The 21,098-nt window shown below is 53.2% G+C and carries 12 protein-coding genes and 1 other annotated feature; of the genes, 7 read left to right on the top strand and 5 right to left on the bottom strand.

What is annotated here, in order from left to right:
* The first annotated feature begins 39 nt into the window (after window positions 1-39).
* The 5 genes from ptsG to pulA all read left to right on the top strand — a co-directional run bounded on the left by ptsG (window position 40) and on the right by pulA (window position 8,380).
* Window positions 40-2,097: a glucose-specific PTS transporter subunit IIBC gene (gene ptsG / locus BLR64_RS18470; protein WP_090716360.1), complete on the top strand. Its 2,058-nt coding sequence runs from the start codon at window positions 40-42 to the stop codon at window positions 2,095-2,097.
* A 110-nt stretch (window positions 2,098-2,207) separates the two neighbouring features.
* The gene (locus BLR64_RS18465; protein ID WP_039871440.1) at window positions 2,208-2,483 is read left to right on the top strand and encodes an HPr family phosphocarrier protein; all 276 of its coding nucleotides are present in this window, start codon (window positions 2,208-2,210) and stop codon (window positions 2,481-2,483) included.
* Window positions 2,476-4,188, top strand: a complete 1,713-nt coding sequence (gene ptsP, locus BLR64_RS18460; RefSeq protein WP_090716359.1) for a phosphoenolpyruvate--protein phosphotransferase — start codon at window positions 2,476-2,478, stop codon at window positions 4,186-4,188. The genes BLR64_RS18465 and ptsP overlap by 8 nt, the downstream gene beginning before the upstream one ends.
* Before the next feature lie 186 nt (window positions 4,189-4,374).
* Window positions 4,375-5,652: an MFS transporter gene (locus BLR64_RS18455; protein WP_244157758.1), complete on the top strand. Its 1,278-nt coding sequence runs from the start codon at window positions 4,375-4,377 to the stop codon at window positions 5,650-5,652.
* 331 nt (window positions 5,653-5,983) lie between these two features.
* On the top strand, window positions 5,984-8,380 hold the full coding sequence (gene pulA / locus BLR64_RS18450) for a type I pullulanase (RefSeq protein WP_090716356.1): 2,397 nt from the start codon (window positions 5,984-5,986) through the stop codon (window positions 8,378-8,380).
* Between the two features lie 107 nt (window positions 8,381-8,487).
* Here the strand turns inward: pulA and BLR64_RS18445 are convergent, their stop codons facing one another.
* From BLR64_RS18445 to BLR64_RS18425, 5 genes are all read right to left on the bottom strand, one after another.
* Complete coding sequence (locus BLR64_RS18445) at window positions 8,488-10,092, bottom strand: sensor domain-containing diguanylate cyclase (protein WP_167360723.1); 1,605 nt, start codon at window positions 10,090-10,092, stop codon at window positions 8,488-8,490.
* 475 nt (window positions 10,093-10,567) lie between these two features.
* Window positions 10,568-11,740, bottom strand: a complete 1,173-nt coding sequence (locus BLR64_RS18440) for an ABC transporter permease (protein WP_090716353.1) — start codon at window positions 11,738-11,740, stop codon at window positions 10,568-10,570.
* Window positions 11,740-12,435: an ABC transporter ATP-binding protein gene (locus tag BLR64_RS18435; RefSeq protein ID WP_090716351.1), complete on the bottom strand. Its 696-nt coding sequence runs from the start codon at window positions 12,433-12,435 to the stop codon at window positions 11,740-11,742. Before BLR64_RS18435 ends, BLR64_RS18440 begins: the two co-directional genes overlap by 1 nt.
* The gene (locus BLR64_RS31040) at window positions 12,432-13,883 is read right to left on the bottom strand and encodes an efflux RND transporter periplasmic adaptor subunit (protein WP_167360722.1); all 1,452 of its coding nucleotides are present in this window, start codon (window positions 13,881-13,883) and stop codon (window positions 12,432-12,434) included. Before BLR64_RS31040 ends, BLR64_RS18435 begins: the two co-directional genes overlap by 4 nt.
* A gap of 55 nt (window positions 13,884-13,938) precedes the next feature.
* Window positions 13,939-16,533: a hypothetical protein gene (locus BLR64_RS18425; protein WP_090716347.1), complete on the bottom strand. Its 2,595-nt coding sequence runs from the start codon at window positions 16,531-16,533 to the stop codon at window positions 13,939-13,941.
* 258 nt (window positions 16,534-16,791) lie between these two features.
* Window positions 16,792-17,061, top strand: a binding site (T-box leader).
* Window positions 17,062-17,157: 96 nt separating this feature from the next.
* Here BLR64_RS18425 and pheS point away from each other — a divergent pair.
* Both pheS and pheT read left to right on the top strand, forming a co-directional pair.
* Window positions 17,158-18,192, top strand: coding sequence for a phenylalanine--tRNA ligase subunit alpha (gene pheS / locus BLR64_RS18420; RefSeq protein ID WP_090716345.1), 1,035 nt, complete (start codon window positions 17,158-17,160; stop codon window positions 18,190-18,192).
* Window positions 18,193-18,520: 328 nt separating this feature from the next.
* Window positions 18,521-20,965 carry a phenylalanine--tRNA ligase subunit beta gene (gene pheT, locus BLR64_RS18415; RefSeq protein WP_090716344.1) on the top strand — a complete coding sequence of 815 codons (2,445 nt, stop codon included), beginning with the start codon at window positions 18,521-18,523 and terminating at the stop codon, window positions 20,963-20,965.
* The last annotated feature ends 133 nt before the right edge of the window (window positions 20,966-21,098 follow it).

Raw genomic sequence — 21,098 nt, 5'->3', positions numbered from 1 at the left:
TTTTGTCTGGTGAGAAAATTATATTAAGGAAGTGAACCTATGTTCAAGAAGTTGTTTGGCGTTTTACAGAGGGTCGGTAAAGCGCTTATGCTTCCTGTAGCGATCCTGCCTGCGGCAGGTCTGCTGCTCGGGATCGGCAACATGCTTGTTAATCCTGATTTCCTTCAATACGTTCCGGCTTTGGAGAACGATGTTGTTCAAGCCATCGCCAATGTATTAATGAACTCTGGACAGATTGTCTTCAGTAACCTGTCGCTTCTGTTCGCTGTAGGGGTAGCCATCGGGCTGGCCGGCGGCGAAGGGGTAGCCGGGCTTGCAGCTATTATCGGTTTCCTCGTCATGAATGTGACTATGGGAACCGTGCTCGGGATCAATGAGTGGGTGCTGAGCAAGCAGGACTTTGCGTATGCCAGTGTTTTGGGGATTCCAACACTGCAGACTGGTGTGTTCGGCGGGATACTCGTCGGAATACTCGCGGCGTCCATGTATAAGCGGTTCTTCCGTATAGAGCTGCCATCTTATCTGGGCTTTTTTGCAGGTAAGCGGTTTGTGCCGATCATGACGGCTGTAACCTCGCTGATCCTCGGTCTTGTACTGACGATCATCTGGCCGCCGATCCAGCACGGCCTGAATTACGTATCACAGAGCATGATCAATACGAATCTGACGCTGTCAGCCTTCATCTTCGGGGTGATCGAGCGTTCCCTGATTCCGTTCGGTCTGCATCACATCTTCTACTCGCCGTTCTGGTATGAATTTGGCAGCTATATTGATAAAGCGGGTGATCTGGTCCGCGGAGACCAGCGGATCTTCATGCAGCAGCTGCGTGACGGTGTGGAATTCACAGCAGGTACCTTCACTACTGGTAAATATCCGTTTATGATGTTCGGACTGCCGGCTGCAGCGCTGGCGATTTATCATGAATCAAGACCTGAGAACAGAAAGATTGTCGGAAGCTTGATGGTATCCGCAGCGCTCACGTCCTTCCTGACAGGGATTACCGAGCCGCTTGAATTCTCGTTCCTGTTCGTAGCACCACTGCTGTTTGCGGTACATGCGGTATTCGCAGGCCTTTCCTTTATGACCATGCACATCCTGAATGTCAAAATCGGGATGACCTTCTCCGGCGGGTTCATCGACTATGTCCTGTTTGGGATTATACCGAACCGTACTGCCTGGTGGCTGGTAATACCTGTAGGTCTGGTAATTGCGGTAATCTACTACTTCGGATTCCGTTTCGTCATCCGTAAGTTCAATCTTAGAACCCCGGGCCGTGAAGAGCCTTCCGACGAGACAGAAGAAATAAGCGGAGAAGCTGTTTCAACAAGCGGAGACGATCTGCCGCGCAACATTCTGGCGGCACTGGGCGGTAAAGAGAACATTGCTCACCTGGATGCATGTATTACGCGTCTGCGGGTTGAGGTTAAAGATAAGGCAGGCGTGGACAAAAACCGCCTGAAGAAGCTGGGGGCTTCCGGTGTGCTTGAAGTCGGAAATAACGTCCAGGCGATCTTCGGAACACGCTCCGATACCATCAAATCCCAGATTCAGGATGTGATGAACGGCAGAACCCCTGCCGCGGCACCGGTTGCTCCGCAGCCTGAGCTTGAACAGCAGGCCGGAGAAGAGGGGAACGCGATCGTCCCTGAGGATATCGTATCGCCGGTTAACGGCGAGCTGATGGATATCACCCAGGTGCCGGATGCGGTCTTCTCGCAGAAGATGACAGGTGACGGCTTCGCCTTCCTGTCCGCTGACGGTAAAATTGCTTCACCTGTCTACGGTAAGGTATTCAATGTATTCCCGAGCAAGCATGCGATCGGCATTATGTCGGACGGCGGCAAGGAAGTGCTTGTACACATCGGGGTTAATACAGTGAAACTGAAGGGCCAGGGCTTTACAGTGCTTGTTGAGGAAGGCGATCTGGTTGCAGCCGGACAGCCGATTATGGAAGTGGATCTGGAGTACGTGAAAGCCAATGCGCCTTCCGTCATTTCACCAGTCATCTTCTCCAATCTGCCGGAAGGTTCAACAGTAACCCTGAAGAAGCCTGGCAAGGTTACCATTGGCGACAAGGACATCATCACCATCCAGTAAAATGTGCAATGGCGCAGCGCATCCATTATAATTTAGTGGAGGCGCTGCCCTCACATATAGATAAGCAACATACAACCATACCAAATAAACAGAAAGCGAGTTGGATTATTATGCAAAAAACTTTCAAAATTGTTGACGAAGATGGAATTCACGCACGTCCAGCAACTGCACTGGTAAATACAGCTACTAAATTCAAAGGCACTGAAGCATTTGCAGAAGCAAAAGGCAAAAAAGTAACCCTGAAGTCGATCCTTGGCGTATTGTCCCTGGGTCTTGAAGCAGGCGACACACTGACCCTGATCACTGAAGGCGGCGAAGAAGCCGAAGCGCTGAGCGCACTGCAGGATGTAATGATCAAAGAAGGGCTGGGAGAAATTAATGAGTAAAATTTCAGGAATCGCGGCTTCAGCAGGTATTGCCGTAGCCCGTGCATTTATCCTGGAACATCCGGACTATACCATTACCAAGACTTCAGTAAGTGATGTGGAAGCCGAGCTGGCCAAGCTGCAGGCCGCCCTGGATAAATCCAAGGGTGAGCTGCAGGCCATCAAGGAGCGCACGCTTGCAGAGCTGGGCGAGAAGAAAGCTGAGATTTTTGAATCCCACCTGCTGATTCTTGAAGATCCTGAGCTGATCAGCCCGGTAATGGACAAAATCCGTGAAGAAGCGGTTAATGCAGACTATGCGCTAAATGAAGTTGCTTCACAATTTGTATCGATGTTCGAAAATATGAAGAGTGCTTACCTCCAAGAACGTGCTGCCGACATGCGCGATGTAACCAAGCGCGTGCTGAACCACCTGCTGGGCATTCACTATATCAGCCCTGCTGAGATCAGTGAAGAAGTTATCGTTATCGCACAGGATCTGACACCTTCGGATACTGCGCAGCTGAACCGTAATTTTGTTAAAGGCTTCACTACCAATATCGGCGGACGTACTTCGCACTCGGCGATTATGGCCCGTTCCCTGGAAATTCCGGCGGTTGTCGGCACCAAAAATGTGCTGTCGCTGGTTAAAGCAGGCGATCTGGTTATCGTTGACGGATTGAGCGGCGATGTGCTGATCAACCCTAGCGAGGCTGAAGTGGCTGAGTACAAGACGAAGCAGGAAGCATACGACCTGCAAATCGCTGAGTGGAAAAAGCTCCGCGATGAAGCGACCGTATCTGCTGACGGCAAGCATGTCGAACTGGCTGCCAACATTGGTACGCCTAATGATGTTGCCGGTGTGATTGAAAACGGCGGCGAGGGTGTAGGCCTGTACCGTACCGAATTCCTTTACATGGGCCGCGACAAGCTGCCTTCCGAGGAAGTACAGTACAATGCGTACCGCACCGTGCTTGAGAATATGAACGGCAAGCCGGTCGTTGTCCGCACGCTTGATATCGGCGGCGACAAGGAGCTGCCTTACCTGGATCTGCCGAAGGAAATGAATCCGTTCCTCGGATTCCGGGCAATCCGCCTCTGTCTGGACCGTCAGGATATTTTCCGCACACAGCTGCGCGCCCTGCTCAGAGCAAGCGCACACGGTGACCTGCGGATCATGTTCCCGATGATCGCTACCCTTGGCGAATTCCGTGCAGCCCGTGACCTCCTGCTTGAGGAGAAAGCGAAGCTGCGTGAAGAAGGCAAGGAAGTGTCCGACAACATCCAGCTTGGTATTATGGTAGAGATTCCTTCTACTGCGGTGCTGGCTGACCAGTTCGCGAAGGAAGTTGATTTCTTCAGTATCGGAACAAATGACCTTATTCAATATACAATGGCTGCCGACCGTATGAATGAGCAGGTATCCTACCTGTATCAGCCGTATAATCCGGCAATCCTGCGTCTGGTCAAAATCGTGATCGACGCAGCACATGCTGAAGGCAAATGGACCGGCATGTGCGGCGAAATGGCCGGGGATTCTACTGCGATTCCGCTTCTGCTCGGCCTGGGTCTTGATGAATTCAGCATGAGCGCCACTTCCATCCTGCCTGCACGCAGCCAGATTTCCAAGCTGTCCGCTGCAGAAATGAAGGAAATGGCTGCTAAGGCGCTGCAGCTCGGCACGGCCGAGGAAGTAGCTGCACTTGTGCAGAGCAGCGTGAAGTAATTTTTCAGCTTAAGCAAGCTCCGTTTTGGCAAGTTCACTTTTCCAACTACTTTATGCCGGTCTCCTGACAAGGGGGCCGGTTTTTTTGCTGTTCCATAAAGAAGAAAGTCCGCAAGCCCGGAACAGCAGCAAGGAACAGCACTCCTTATACTAAAAGCACATTCCTTAGGAAAAGGCGGAACTCATGTGCGAAAATTACAGGCTTCTCAAATGTATCTGCTGCTCGTATTCACTATGGCATTTGCTAGCAGCACTATATTTACCACCTACAGCATTTATTATGTGACTGAACTCGGGCTCCGCCCGTTTGAGCTGCTGCTGATTGGAACAGTGCTGGAAATCACGGTGCTTGTCTTTGAGGGAATTACCGGTGCGGTAGCCGATTTATACAGCCGCAGACTGTCGGTGATCATAGGCGTGACGGTCATGGGCTGCGGCTTCCTGCTGGAGGGAAGCATTGTCTGGTTTACGGGCCTGGGGGCTGACGTGCCGGCCGTTGCATGGGTAATGGTGGCGCAGCTGCTGTTCGGGATCGGCTGGACCTTTGTCAGCGGCGCGGACACCGCCTGGATTATGGATGAGCTGGGGGAGGGAAAAGCCGGGACCCTTTTTATGCAGGCGGAAAAGGCTTCTCTTGCCGCCTCCCTTCTCGGTGCCGGAGCCAGTGTGGGGTTATCGCTTGCAGAACCCAACCTGCCCTACATCGCTGGAGGTTTAATATATCTCTTGCTGGGGCTTGTCCTGTTCCTCCTGATGAAGGAAACAGGCTTTGTCAGGGGGGAGCGGGAAGCAGAAGCTGCTCCGCTCAAGGCATGGGCGCGTACCTGGCACAGCGGTGCTGCAGTCCTGTTCAAAACTCCGGTGCTGCTCCTGCTGGCAGTAGTAACCCTGTTCAGCGGTGCCGCCTCCGAAGGCTATGACCGGTTATGGCAAATTCACTTAATAGAAGGAATCGGGTTTCCGGACAGTATAATCCCCATGGCAGTGTGGTTCGGAATCATCAGCGCCTCTTCTGCGCTGCTGTCAATACCTGCCGTGCATATGGCTGAACGCAGGATGGATATGCAGAAGGAGAAGGTGCTTACTGCAGCCTTACTGGTGCTGACGCTGGTTCGCATCGGGGCTATCCTGCTGCTTGCACTCGCACCGGGCTTTTATGCGGCAGTGGCTGCAGTACTGCTTCTTGCGGTGGCAGGCGCAGTTCATGAGCCGGTATACAAGACCTGGCTGAACCTTAGACTGGAGAGCAGGACACGGGCAACCGTATTGTCTCTGATCAGCCAGTCTGACGCGCTTGGACAGACAGCCGGCGGACCGGCAGTCGGTTATATCGGCAGCAGGTTCTCTATCAGAGCTTCATTGCTGGCAGCTGCTGCATTGCTGTTTCCGGTCGCCGTTTTGTTCACCAGAGTACAGCGCAAGCACAAGCAGAGCGGGCCAGTATCTGCTGAATCAGACAGATAACAGCATTTTACTGTAGCAGTGTGGCGGATTATGGACTATACTTCCGTTAGATTGGCCTCTTTGCTTTTTATCTTAAATAAATGCCATAAATTGTCGATATATGTTGTGTAGGCAGCAGAATAGGCTGCTGGACCCAAACCTGTGAACATAGTGTTACATATACTATTTTGAGCCAAGTTATTAGCTTGAACTCAGGAATCAGGCACCGCTACACCCCGCTTGCAAATCAGTGCAAGTATGATTTTAAAATGATGTGGTAATAGTTGGAATTAAGTAAGGTGATCCGTTCACCGGTAAAATCCATGGTGGGCATTAGGATGGTGAGGATGTTATGAACAGTAACTATATGAATACAGAGACAGTGCTCGAAACCTATGCAGGCAGTGATCTTGGCCTGACCTATACCGCAGCGTACAGCCAGTTTAAGGTGTGGGCTCCAACGGCGTTTACCCTTTCACTCGTATTATACGAGACTGGAGGAAACGGAACCGGATCTCCGGCGATATTCAGCAGGGACAGCGGACGGATTGTTCCGATGCAGCGCGGGGATGGCGGCGTCTGGCAGGTACAGGTTACCGGGGATATGAAGGGCAAGTATTATATGTACCGTACGATCTTTGAGGATGGAACGATCAATGAAGCCGCGGACCCTTATGCAACCGCTGTTTCGGCCAACGGGCTGCGTTCGGCAATTGTGGACCTGCGTGATACGGATCCGGAAGGCTGGAGCGGGGATAAGTCACCCCAGCTCGCCCATCCGGCGGATGCTGTCATCTATGAGCTGCATGTACGCGATTTCTCGGCTCATGCAAGCTCGGGTATAATGAATAAGGGCAAGTTCAAGGCTTTTACCGAAACCGGTCTGCGTGATGATGCCGGAAATCCGCTGGGCATTGACCATCTGGCTGAACTTGGCATAACGCATGTCCATCTGCTGCCGGTCTTTGATTACCAGACGGTTGATGAGCTGAATGGTGCAGGAGAAGGGCCGCATCCGGATTATTATACAGAATATAACTGGGGCTACGACCCTCAGCATTACAATGTGCCGGAAGGCTCTTACAGCACGAATCCAAGCGATCCCGGCACGCGTATCCGCGAATGCAAGGAAATGGTGCAGGCGCTGCACAGCAAAGGCATTGCGGTAATTATGGATGTGGTCTACAACCATACGTATGCGTTCGAGAAGGGGCCTTTTGAACCGCTGGTGCCGGATTACTTCTACCGCCGGGATTACCTGGGACGGTTATCCAACGGTTCGGGCGTCGGCAATGAGCTTGCCACCGAGCGGCCGATGGTCCGCAAATTTATCAAGGATTCCTTGGCCTATTGGGCCTCTGAATATCATATCGACGGCTTCCGCTTCGATCTGATGGGGCTGATGGACAGTGTGACGATCAGGGAGATTACCGAGGAGCTGCGGCTTAATATTAATCCGAATCTGCTGATTTACGGAGAGCCCTGGACAGGCGGAGATTCCCCTCTGGCTGCCAAGACGCTCAAAGGCGTGCAGCGCGGTAAAGGCTATGCGGTATTCAATGATAACTTCCGCTCGGCAATCAAGGGTGACAGTGACGGCTGGGGCAGAGGATTCGTAACCGGCGAGTACGGCAAGGAGGGGGCAATAGCCTCCGGAATCAAAGGTGCGATTCATGATTTTACCGATTCACCGGTTGAGACTGTCAATTATGTGACTGCCCATGATAATCTTAACCTCTGGGATAAAATACTGGCCTCCCAGGGTCTGAAGCAGGCAGCCGGACTGCCGGAGCTGGAGAACGGAAGGCTGAAATACGGGGGAGATCTGGAAGCGGCTGTCGGTGCGGCCAATCCGTATTTTGCAGTCGATCCTCAGAATATTCTCCGTAATGAGACGGTACGGCGCTCGCTGCTGGCTAACGGCCTGATCCTTACCTCTCAGGGTATACCATTCCTTCATGCCGGCGATGAAATGCTGCGCAGCAAATACGGCGATCATAACAGCTACCGCAGCCCGGATGTCATTAATGCGATCCGCTGGGACCGGAAGCAGGCATTTATGCCGGTGTTCCAGTATTACAAGGGCCTGATAGAGCTGCGCCGCAAGCACCCCGCTTTCCGTCTGCACGGGCGGCAGGAAATCGAACGGTCCCTGGAATTCCTTCGCTGCGACAGCGGTGTAGTGTCTTATATGCTGAAGGATAATGCGGGCGGCGATGTCTGGAACAATATCGTCGTTATCTTCAATGCCAATACGGAAAGTATTACGCAGAGCCTGCCTAATACCGGCGGCTGCTGGAACATTGTGGTGGATCACAGCTATGCCGGAACGGAAGCCTTCCGGATTGCCGATAACCAGGAGGTTCAGGTTGAAGGCCTGTCGATGATGGTGCTCTACGACAGCTATGGGGAGCCTGCCCCAAGGTCCAAAATTATTGAAGTCCACTATGACCGCCCTGACGGCGATTACCGGGGCTGGAACCTGTGGGTCTGGGGTACAGGCATACAGGACGGCCAGTGTGATTTCCGGCAGATGGAGAACGGGCGGGCTGTAGCCAGGATTGAAGCTGAAATGGGCGTGCAGTCCGTCGGCTATATACTCAGACTGAATGACTGGGAAGAAAAATCGGCGGACGGCGACCGGTTCATTGACTGCTCCGGCACCGAAAAGCTGATCAAGGTGCTGGTGCGGGAACGCCGGCCGGCCAGCCTCGGCAATGCGCAAGACCCAGTGCAGCTAAGCAGCTGAAAGACCGGTTTAAGGAGCCGGTGCAGTTTTAATCAGATATGTCCCCAAAAGGCGTCCCTTTGCCGTTTCCGGCTTGAGGGACGCCTTTTTTTGCATACGCTGGTGCTCTATTTAGTCTGATCTGACACTTCCTCGTCGATCAGCTCATTGTATAGGCTGGCTTCGTTGCCGCCACGATTTTTGGAGCGGTACATCGCCAGATCGGCTGCGCGGAGCAGCTCGTTAATGCTGGAGCCATGCTGCGGATACAAGGCTACACCGATGCTGGCTGAAGTGTGGAAGCTGGACCCGTTGTTCACAGACCATGTCTTGTTGAATAACTGCAGCAGCCTCTGCAGGATTTCATCCAGCATTTCGGGACTGGTGAACCTGTGCAGCACCACGGCAAACTCATCGCCGCCGATACGGAAGGCCTGGCCGGTCCCCTTGACGGTCTGCTGCAGCTCCCGGGACAACAGCTGCAGGAACTCATCGCCGGCCAGATGGCCCAGGGTATCGTTCAGCTGCTTGAACCGGTCACAATCGAGCAGTGCCAGCGCAATTTCCTGTCTGCGTTCCTCCGGCTGGGTGATCAGGTTTTCCATATACATCTTGAAATGCGCCCGGTTCGGGATCGCCGTCAGGTGATCGTAGAAGGCCAGCTTGTGCAGCCGTTCCTCATATTGCTTGCGCTGCGTAATTTCCCTGGAGATCAGCATGAACTGGGCCGGGAAAACCTTGCTCCCGCTGATTGGCGATACCTTTGTCTCCAGCCATACCCAGTGCCCTTCCGCAGAACGCATGCGCAGCTCGGAGATGCGGGGGCTGCCCTGTACAGCGCTCTTCAGCTTTGCCCAGGATATCTCCGCCTCGCGGATGTAGTTGGTGAGCGGAGAGCCTTTCTCCGGAACATAACCAAGCACGCCGGCATGTGAAGGCGAAGCATACAGGATCAGGCCGTTGGGATCGGTCAGAATAATGAAATCCGACATTGTTTCACCGATCAGCTGATACAGCGATTTTTCTTCCAGCATCTGGTTCTGCAGCGAAATCAGCTTGCGGCAGAGATAGATAATGACGAGGATAAGGAGGAACAGGAACAGGGAGTATACGGCAAAGAGAGCGCTCTTTTTCTCCCGGAATTCCAGGGTAATCTGCTGGGCGTAATTGCCGATCAGGTTTTCTGCCTCGTCCAGGCTGCTGCGCGTCTCCGTTAACTGGGTATTAATAAGAGTGGCGGAATAGCTGTCCGGGTTCCAGTCACTTTGTACCCGCCGGGAAATGAGATCACGGCCTGTGGCCTTCCAGGTCTCCAGGGAACTCTCGAAGCTTGCAAGCTTTCCCTTTAAATCACTAAGCAAAAGCTCGCTTTGCTTCATGCCGCTGTACGGATTGTCCAGGTTGTTAATATTATAGCTGGCCATAGTAAGACGTTGCCGGATCTGCGAGTTGTTGTCTTCAAAATCCTGGGCGAACAGGCTGCGCTGCTCACTTGTAATATTTGGGCTCATTGCCGCCTGAAGGGAGACTGCACCCTGATAAAGGTCGCGGTCAGCGTTCAGAATCAGCTCCGAATTCTGGTATACGTCACTGTACAGTGAATCTGAAAGCCTATTCATTGTAGCATTCAAGTACAACAGGGAAGCAGTACTGATAACGACCAGAAGCACCGGGATAGCGGCAAATACAATAATCAATCTGCGTGTGTTGTTATTCTTGGATAAACCTGCCACTGTCATCCTCTCCCCGCATCAAACTTAAAAACTCATTGCTGTGTACAGAAAACATGCGGTGCTGTTCCACTGCGGAGCTAGGCCCTTCAGGGACTGAGGAGGGGTCATTCAAAAGTCTCAGGAAAGCATAGTTTCCGTACGATTAAGGATTCTTCTCATCCGTCTGATTGCCCGCTTAAACTGCCAAACGGGGCGGAATGTCTGCAGGCAGCATATGTATCACGTTAACGTCTTACAACCGGAAATATGCGGAATTCCGGAGTTTCCGGAACTGCACACAACCGGCAAAGGGGAACGTATAAACAAATCTTACAACAAATTTTAAAATTATGTATTGAACCCTACAGACTATTTCTATTCCGGCCCTTGAATCCTATTACCCATCTTTTCTGTAAACGATACTCCTTAAGGCAGATAAAAAAATCCGCAAAGCCAGATTCAGGGCTTTACGGATTGTGTATAGCATACGCCGGGGTTAATCGTTGCGGAGCGCATAAATCGGGCGCATTCTTGCCGCTTTGTTCGCTGGAATCATTCCGAACACGATTCCGATGATCAGCGAGAACGAGAAGGAGATCAAGACCATGTTCCAGGATGTGGCTACATTCATCGAGGTATAATTGCCTACCGCCCAGCTGGCTCCAAGACCCAGGCCGACACCGATCAGACCGCCCAAGCCGCTTAATACGACAGACTCGATCATGAACTGCATGAGAATGTTTATTTTCTTGGCGCCGATGGCTTTGCGGATACCGATCTCACGGGTCCGCTCATTCACGGAGACAATCATGATGTTCATGATGCCAATACCGCCGACAAACAGGGAGATACCGGCAATCCCGCCAAGGGCGAGCGACAGCGTGGCACTGGTCTCGTTAACGGTCTCCAGCATCTCCTGGGAATCAAAGACAGAGTAGGCATTCTCCGCTGAACTGAATTTGGCGCCCAGTGTAGACTCCAGCTTGGTTTTGACTTCCTCCACGTTCCCGTTGGAGGTTGTGGTAATGGTAATAGAGCGTACCCCTTTGCTCTGCAGGAACCGTTCTGCCGTGGAGATTGGGATCAGAATCTTTTCGTCACTGGAGCCGCCGCTGGTGCTGCCCTTGCTCTCCAGCAGGCCGACGATTTTAAAGCTCGTCCCATTCAGCTGTATTCGTTCACCGACAGGGCTGTCAGTGCCGAATAAATCCTCAGCTGTGTCTGAACCGATTAAGGCGACCTTCTGGCGGTACTTGGTATCAATATCTAGCAGGAAGCGGCCGGACTGTACATGGAAATTCTGTACATCCTCATAGGCGGGCGTAATTCCTTCCACCGATACCGAGACGTTTTCGGTTCCGTGCTTGGCAGTAACATTGCCGCTGATGACAGGAGAGACATTGTCCACACCTTCAATCTCTCCAAGGGCAAGCGCCTCCTCGTAGGTCAGGGAGGTGGTTGCCCCCCGTCCCATAATGTTAACTGTCAGCTGGTTGGTCCCCAGTGAGCTTAACGATTCCGTAATTTGCGAAGTCGTACCCTGCCCGACAGAAACAAGCGCAATAACGGATGACACTCCGATAATGATTCCAAGCATGGTCAGAAAGGCTCTCACTTTACTGCTGAGGATGCTCTTTATGGCCATTTTCATACTTTGATACAGCATCATTATGTGGCAATCCTCCGATCTTCAACGAGGCTGCCATCCTGAATGCGGATGATCCGTTTGGCCTGTTCGGCAATTTCAAGGTCATGCGTGATCAGGATGATGGTATGTCCCTGCTGATTCAGCTCTTTGATCATCAGGAGAACCTCTTTTCCCGTCTTGGAATCAAGGGCACCGGTCGGCTCATCTGCCAGCAGGATCGGCGGGGTTCCGGCCAGTGCGCGGGCAATGGCGACACGCTGCTGCTGGCCGCCCGACAGCTCTGAGGGCCGGTGGTCGATCCGTTCTTCAAGGCCGACCCTGATCAGTGCATTGCGGGCAACCTCCCTTCGTTCCCGGTGGGAGACCCCCCGGTAGATTAAGGGAAGCTCCACATTCTCTACTGCCGACAGCTTGGGCAGAAGGTTAAAGTTCTGAAAGATAAAGCCGATTTTTTCATTGCGGATCTGGGCCAGCTTGTTGTCCGACAATTTGCGGACTTCCTGGCCGTCCAGAAAATAATCACCTTCATTGGCTATATCAAGGCAGCCCAGCATATTCATCAATGTGGATTTGCCGGAGCCGGAAGGGCCGATAATTGCCACGAATTCTCCGTGTTCAACTGTAAAGCTGAGGCCTTTGAGAATGGTCATGGATTCACCGGCCATGACGTACCGGTGAATCATGTTCTCGACCTTAATCAGCGGCTGCGTACTCATGGACGGCCACCGCCCATGCCGCCGCCGGATGGCGGGCCGCCTGTGCCGCTGCCAAAGCCGCCTGTACTGAAACCGCCCATTCCGCCCATTCCGCCCATCTGGGGCTGTCCGCTGCCAGTAGAGCTTCCTGTGCTGATAACGGTCGGGATAACCACTTCATCGCCTTCGGACAGTCCGCTGACGATTTCAATGTTGCTCTCATCATGAATGCCGACGGTGACCTCAACCCGCTTCTGGCCGGAAGCTGTGCTTGAGCTGCTTCCGCCGCCCGGGAAGCCGCCGCTTGGAGCCCCGCCCGGGACGGTGCCGCCGCGGCCTTCACCGCCGCGGCCCTGCCAGCCGGAAGCACCGCCGGGAGGAGCTTCACCGCTGAAAGCCTGCCCGCCTGCTGGAAGGTCAGCGGAAGTTTCACCGCCAGGGGGCTGTCCGCCGGCTGCACTGCCCGCAGGAGCCGCACCGTCAGGCATTTGCCCGCCTGCTGTGTCACTTGCTGCGCCGGTTTCACTGCCGTCACCTTCCGTTACTGGAACATTAACGTAATATTTTCCGTTGATCTCGGATACGGCTTCGATCGGTACGGTTAATACATCATTCTTCTCTTCAATGGTAATGGCCACCTCGGCAGACATTCCGACAAGCACACCTTCGGATTCATTCAGGCCTACGGTCACATCAAAGAGGGAGACACCGTTGGAGGAGGTGCCTTCTTTGGCGATCTCAATGACTTTACCTTCAAACTCCTGGTCTTCCAGAGCATCGAGTGTAATGGTCGCAGACTGGTCAAGCTTAATATTCGGGATGTCCAGCTCGTCCACCTGAACAGTAACGCTGAGGTTTTCGTAATCGGTCATGGTGAACAGCTCCGAGCCGTTCTGGGCCTGTTCGCCGTCTGTAATATTGACTGCTGTAATCGTGCCGTCCATCGGAGCGGTCAACGGGTCTTGAGGAAGCATATCCTCCTCAAGGTCGGCGATGGATTCCTGCTGCTCGGCGATGTCGCTTTCCGCTTTTTCGATCGCCTTTTTGGCAGAAGCCAGCTCTTCCTCCGTAGCATTGTTCATCGCCAGCGTTTTGTAATTTTCCTGTTTGTCCGTAAGGTCCGTCTTTAGGCTGGTCAATGATTTCTCGGCTTCTTTCATTTTGTCGCTCATGTCGCTGGCTACAAAAGTGATCAGCACATCGCCTTTTTTAACGACATCGCCTTTAGCCACCATAACCTGATCGACTTCCCCGGCTTCCTTGGTCCGGATGCTGCCGGTATTGATCGGTGATACCGATCCCGACCCTGACACTCCGTTAAGGATGTTGCCTTTGGCCACAATGGCGGTATTCAGAGGGACTGCACTGGCCTCCTTTCCGGCATCCGGCCACAGCACATAGGCCAGCACACCTGCGATCGCCACTACCGCGATGCTTGACGAGATAATCACTGTCTTTTTCTTGTTCATTCGAGGTCCTCCATCTTGCTCCATTTTCAAAATAAATAATGCAGTTCACCAAAAATCAGGATGCGCTGTCTGCCGTGGTATCGCCGGTGCTTGTGCTGCTGTCTGTATCCTTGTCCTTGTCATCGTTTGTTGCCGAAGCAGGCTGGATAACGGTAATGTCATAGATCTGGCTGCCCAGCTCAATCCGCTGGCCCTGGAATTCATCGTACAGCCGCAGTCTGTAATTTCCGCCGTTAAGGCTCTTGAACAGTGTGCTGCTGATTGTCGTGGTGTACAGGCTGTTGCTGCCTGTGATCAGGTCGGTGCCAAACGTAAGCGTCTTTTCGAAGGATTGACCAAACGGATCAATAAATTGCAGCACCAGCTTATGGCCGTAAGCCCCGGTCTGGTAAGCGGAATCCTGAGTCAGGCTGTAGTTGATGGAGAGCGTCAGGTTCGTGGTGCCGGCAGTCAGGCTGCTTGAAGAGGCGTTAACCGCAAGCGTGTAAGGGAACACCGATATGCCGCTGCTAAGATTCGTCTGCGGGGTAACCGTCTTGACGTTCAAGGCCAGCGCTGTAGTATTCACGTATCCGGTAGCCTCCGTCCCGGCTGCAGCAAGCTTGCCGCCCGCAACGCCCTGTCCGATATAGAGCTGGAGGGTAGAGGTGTCCACTGTAGACGGCACATTTGCCGAGAAGGTGACCAGTGTTTTGCCGGCTGCGCCGGTAGGCAGCTCAGACTGATTCACATCAGCTTCAAAATATTGCCCGTCCGCCGTCCGGAAGGAGGCATACAGCCTGGCCAGGTTCGTCTGGCGGGATTCCTCGCTGTTCATCTCTACTTCGCTGTATACCGTCTTAGAGCTGCTGCCGGTATACACCGTGGTCAGCCGCTCCTGAATGCTCGCTTTTTTACCGGCTGCCGTAATCTTGAATGACGAACCTGCCGCCAGCGGACTAAGACTGGTAACCGCCCCGTCGGTTGTGCTCAAAGAGAGGAACTGCCCGGACGTTTCCTGGAGAATGATCTTGGTCTGGCTATAGTCAAGTGTGTAAGGAATATGAGCCAATACGGTTAGCTGTGCACTTTCACCGGGGGCAAGGATGGATACGTCATTGTCAACAACCACCTGGGTAGAAGAGGTCAGATCATTCAAATCCGCTTTCAAAATTCCTGTCAGCTTGGGCAGCGTGATCGTCTTGGAGGTGCTGTTCCGGATGCTGAGCTTGGCCTGGACAAGGTCCTCATCGCCCCAGGGCAGACGCTGCAGGGACTGCAGGGTAACGCCGAACGTCCCGTAATTGTTGGTAACACTGGCTTCGGAGGTGATGTGAGTGATGCTCTCGAGCTTATATGGGATTTTGAAATAGGCTACCGGCAGCACGATTTTGCCGGAATTATCTGCGGCGGCCGGCGGTATAACCTGAAGCTGCAGGGTATCCTGGGCGAGTTCAAGCGGAACGCTGGCGGTAAGCTCGATCAGCTTTTCTTCCAGCGGCTTCAGCGTAAGGCTGTTGAAGGCCTCAGTCGTGACCGGGAAGGAATAGCCTTCCGCTGATTTGACCGAAAGCCCGTAGGCAGGCAAAGTTACTGCTGTGCTGCCTGTATTTTTGACCCGGAACTGGTACGTCCAGATTCCGTTCTCATTCTCGGCATAGACGGCCGCTGATTTCAGCTGCATATCAACCACATTGCTGTCGACGGATACCTTTTTGACCGCACCGGCAGCGACAGTGAAATCAGCAGTAACCGAAGCGGGCAGTGAATAAGAGGCCACCGGCAGGTACAGCTTGAGGCCTTCATCCAGCTTGGCAATCTGCAGCTCCATTTTGGAAGTGTTCATATACGCCGGGATTTCGGTCATGAAATACAGCGTCTTTTTTTGCTGCGGCTGAATCTTGTATTCAGAGCTGCTCTCATCCAGCGCAAGTGTAAATACCGAACCGCCGGAGGACTTCAGATACATGCTGTAGCCCGGATCACTCAGTACCCTGGTACCGAGATTCGTAATGCTGTAACCTACTTTGGCATAGACTTTTCCGTTATATTTGTAGATTTGCAGCGAGCTGGCCTGAGTCGTTACGGGAACGCTGCCCAGCTCGGTTTTCCTGCTCTCTCCCTGAAGCGCTGCGGCTGAATAGTTTGAAGGAACGGTAAACGTGCCGATCCGCTGCTCATAATTGGCTGCGCTGAAATTCCAGCCGTACATATTGATTTTAAGACCTTTTACGCTGACGGGTTTGCCGATATTGGCGTAGTATGTAATACTCTTTGTTTCTTTCCCGGCGATTTTTTTGACCGTGCTGTCTGCGGAGACGGCCGTTCCCTTGATCACGCTTCCCCCGGTTGTAACAACCTTGGAGAAGTAGTTGACCAGATTGACGCTGGTGCTTGAGCTATTGGTGTAAGTAAGGGTATACGTTAAAATATTTCCGCCGTCCTGAGCGAACACCCGGGCATCGCTGAGCTTGACACTGAAGGACGCTCCCAGATTCATGGGGCTCAGCTTGGCGAGCGTTGAGATTTCGGTTACGGCCGCCGCCGTCGTTTTGACTGCGGCTGTGCCGGCGGCGGCTGCATAGGCTGCAGATCCCGTAAATCCGGGGAACTGGCTTACGGCAAATGTGCTGAGTAATAACAGAACATAAGCCTTACTTCGTTTATGCATGAATTTCCCTCCCTGTTTAAAAACCGGCACTAACCTTTTCTCGCAGGAAAAAACAGGTTAGCCCTGCCTTACTAATTAGGAAAAATATCAAGATTCGCTGAATGTCCGCTGAAAAAAAACCGGCAAAAGCTTCTTGAAACTTAAAGGAAGATTAAAATCAGATAAAATTTGCCTAATTTTAGATTCGCTTGTCAAAAGTCATATTTTTGCTTATACTATTGAGGCATATCTTTATGAAGCTGAATACGTATAATCTGTACAAATGCAGTGATGGAGACAAGTACGCAGTGCCTGGCCAACAGGGAGGAGACGCCGGAGATTGAGAGCGTTTCTGGGAGAGCAGAGCTGCCGAAGTTCACTCCGGAGCAGTTCCCTGAATCTCATTCAGTAGGGGATACCGGCCGCAGACCGTTATTTCTGTTAAAGTGAGACATGTCTTTACCATGCCTTAAGAGGGAATACCTCTCTTAAAGGGATATGGTGCAGCTTGTCTAACAAGGGTGGTACCACGGTCTTTTCGTCCCTTTCCGGGAGAAAAGGCCTTTTTTTGTTGATCCGGTCCTGTTTAGAACGGGGGCCGGTTCAACCCGTACAATAAGATGATTAAAGGGGGCAGTGCATGCCATGAAAGAAAAGCTGGAAGCATTGAAGGTCGAGGCCTTGGCTAAGCTGCAGGAGGTTACCGATCCGCAGGCGCTGAATGATTTGCGTGTCAAATATCTGGGCAAAAAGGGTGAGCTGACCGAGGTTCTGCGCGGAATGGGAGGACTGAGCGCCGAGGAGCGGCCGGTGATCGGCCAGGTGGCGAACCTGGTGCGCAGCGCCATTGAAGAGATTATTACAGCCAAGCAGGAGGCCTTCCAGCAGCAGGAGACGCTGAACCGTCTGCAGGCTGAAAAGGTAGACGTTACCCTGCCGGGCCGCGCTCTGCCGCAGGGCGGCATTCATCCGCTGAACCGGGTTGTTCAGGAGATCGAGGATATTTTCATCGGCATGGGATACAAGGTCGCTGAAGGACCGGAGGTAGAGACAGACTACTACAACTTCGAAGCGCTGAATCTGCCCAAGAACCACCCGGCGCGCGACATGCAGGATTCCTTCTATTTAACAGAGGACCTGCTCATGCGTACCCAGACCTCTCCGGTACAGGTCCGCACCATGCAGGCGATGAAGGGGGAAACTCCGGTCAAAATCATCTGTCCCGGCAAAGTATACCGCCGCGATGATGACGACGCCACCCACTCCTTCCAGTTCCACCAGATTGAAGGTCTCGTCATCGGCAGCAAAATCCGCATGAGCGACCTCAAGGGAACACTGAACCAGTTCGTGAAGGAGATGTTCGGGCCGGCTACAGGCATCCGCCTGCGTCCCAGCTTCTTCCCGTTCACCGAGCCGAGCGTTGAGGTCGATGTCAGCTGCTTCAAATGCGGCGGCGACGGCTGCCGGCTGTGCAAGCAGAGCGGCTGGCTGGAGATTCTCGGTGCAGGCATGGTACACCCGAACGTGCTGAGAATGGGAGGCTACGACCCTGAGAAATACAGCGGCTTCGCTTTCGGTATGGGCGTGGAACGGATCGCGATGCTGAAGTATGGAATCGACGACATCCGCTACTTCTACACCAACGATATGGGCTTTGTGAAGCAGTTCAAGGGGATTTAGATTTTTGGCGGGCTGCGGGCTGGTGGTAAAAGCGGTAGCCGTGGAGATTTGACACCTGTTTTTTATAATTGTTTATAAAGGACTGGAGGGGAATTTTGGAACTGGAGGAGCGTCAGCGACCGCCTTTGTCTGCTGATTTCAACCGCGAAGAGCGGTTCTAATCAGGAAATCTGCAGACAACAGCGGCCGGAAGTCCAAACATTCTCTGGAAGGACACTATAACAAGGATTTTAAAACGGTGCCAGATGTTCATGAGCAGTCTTTTTCCATCAGCAAGCAGACCGGGCAGGTAGATAAATACATCTGAAACAAAAGGAAGTGAGCGGACATGAAAGTATCAACCGGATGGCTGACCGATTATATATCGTTAGAGGGAGTAACCGCTGAGGAGCTGGCGGACAAAATTACTACTGCAGGCATTGAGATTGACGGTGTGGAGCGCCGCAATAAAGGACTGTCCGGCATTGTAACCGGATATGTGAAATCCAAAGAAAAGCACCCGGATGCCGACAAGCTGAACGTGTGTATCGTTGATGCCGGACAGGGCGAGGATCTGCAGATCGTCTGCGGAGCGAAGAACGTGGCCGCCGGCCAGAAGGTTCCCGTTGCCCTCGTCGGCGCGAAGCTGCCGGGTCTGGAGATCAAGAAGGCGAAGCTGCGCGGCGTTCTGTCACAGGGCATGATCTGCTCGGCCAAAGAGCTGGGCCTGAACGACAAGCTGCTGCCGAAAGAGCTGCAGGAAGGTATCCTGGTGCTGCCGGAGAACACGGAAGTTGGCCAGGATATCCTTAAAGTGCTCGGCCTGAACGACGAGATTCTGGAATTCGACCTGACGCCGAACCGCTCCGACTGTCTCAGCATGATTGGCGCAGCGTATGAAGTGAGCGCCATTCTGGGCCGTGACCTGAAGCTGCCTGATCCGGCTGCAGAGCTGGTTGAAGCTGGAGGTAAAGCGTCCGGTTCCATTTCCGTCCAGATCGAGAACGAGGAATTCTGCAGCCACTATGCGGTGCGTTATATCTCCGGAGTGAAGCCTGCTCCATCGCCGCTATGGATTCAGAACCGCCTGATGGCTGCAGGAGTGCGCCCGATCAACAATATCGTTGATATTACAAATTACGTAATGCTGGAATACGGCCAGCCGCTGCATGCCTTTGACGGTGATAAAGTGGAAGGCGGCGTGCTGGGAGTACGCTTTGCCCGTGAAGGCGAAGTGCTGACCACCCTTGACGGCCAGGAGCGCAAGCTGGAGCCGCAAATGCTGGTCATTGCCGATGGAGCCAAATCGGTAGCCCTGGCAGGTGTAATGGGCGGGCTGGACACAGAAGTAACGGCAGAGACCGTTAATATTGTTCTGGAGTCGGCCAGATTTGAGGGCGGCACCGTACGCAAAACTTCACGCCAGCTCGGCCTGCGCTCGGAAGCCTCCCTGCGCTTCGAGAAGCAGGTGGATCCGAAAGCGGTCATTCCGGCACTGAACCGCGCCGCAGCCCTGATCGCCCGTTATGCAGGCGGCGCAGTGCATGAAGGCATTGTGCAGGCAGGCAGCGATGCTGCTCCGGAGAAAATTCTGACGCTCTCGCTTGAGAAGCTGAATGACTATCTGGGAACAGAGCTTTCGCTGCTGGAAGTGAAGACACTGTTCGGACGACTGAGCTTCAAGTGCGGCGATGCCGCGCAAGGACTGGTTGAAGTGCAGGTGCCTTCCCGGCGCGGAGACATCAGCTACGATGTGGACCTGATTGAAGAGGTAGCCCGGTTGTACGGCTATGATAATATTCCGACAACCCTGATTGAAGGGGTTACGACTCCGGGAGCCCTGACAGCCCGGCAATCCGTCCGCCGTGAACTGCGCCGTATGCTGGCTCTTGGCGGATACCAGGAGGTAATGGGCTATTCCTTCATCCAGCCGGAGCAGAGCAAGCTGTTCCCTGCGTTCTCCGCAGGCGAGCAGGCTGTGAAGCTGGCAATGCCGATGAGCGAGGAGCGCAGTGTGCTGCGCACCAGCCTGCTGCCGCAGCTGCTGGATATTGCCCTCTATAACACGAACCGCCGGCAGAGTGATCTGGCGCTGTTCGAGATCGGCAATGTGTTCTTCACTGACGAAGAGCAGCTTACCCGCCAGCCGCGTGAGCTGCCGGTACTGGGGCTTCTGCTGAGCGGAACCCGTACAGCCAAACAGTGGAATATAACGGCTGAACCTGTTGATTTCTTCGATCTCAAGGGAGCGCTGGAGAGCGTATTTGCTTATCTTGGGCTCACCGGACGTATTGTATATGAAGGTAATGCGCCGAAGGATTATCATCCGGGCCGTTCCGCTTCCATTTATCTGCTTGAAGGAGCAGGACGTACGCTGATTGGCACAATGGGCCAGCTTCATCCGGAACTGCAGCACAAGCTTGACCTTGAGGATACCTATGTGGCTGAGCTGCTGCTGCAGCCGCTGTATGACAACGCCCGGACTAATCTGCAGTACAGTGAACTGCAGCGCTTCCCGGGGATGGAACGGGATATTGCCGTTGTTGTCGATGAAGCTGTTCCTGCCGGCCATCTGCTGAACGTTATCCGTGAGAACGGCGGAACACTGCTGCAGAACGTACAGGTATTCGATGTCTACACCGGCGGTAAAATGGAGAGCGGTAAAAAGAGCGTGGCCATCTCCCTCCTGTACCGCCATACAGAGCATACACTGACGGATGAAGAGGTATCGGAAGTGCACGAAAAGGTCGTTTCCGTGCTTCAGCAAACTTTTGGTGCAGAATTAAGAAAGTAGCAGGAATTGTGCAAAGCCGCAGCGAATCCAATTAGACCGGGATTCGCGCGGCTTTTCCTATGCACATCTTTTAGTACAAAAGTGCGGGGTACCGGCAGAATTTATCCAATAAGACGGTTGTTTTGCCAAATGT

The sequence above is a fragment of the Paenibacillus typhae genome (assembly GCF_900099765.1).
Classification (GTDB): domain Bacteria; phylum Bacillota; class Bacilli; order Paenibacillales; family Paenibacillaceae; genus Paenibacillus_AQ; species Paenibacillus_AQ typhae.
This window is presented reverse-complemented; position numbering and strand designations above follow the sequence as displayed.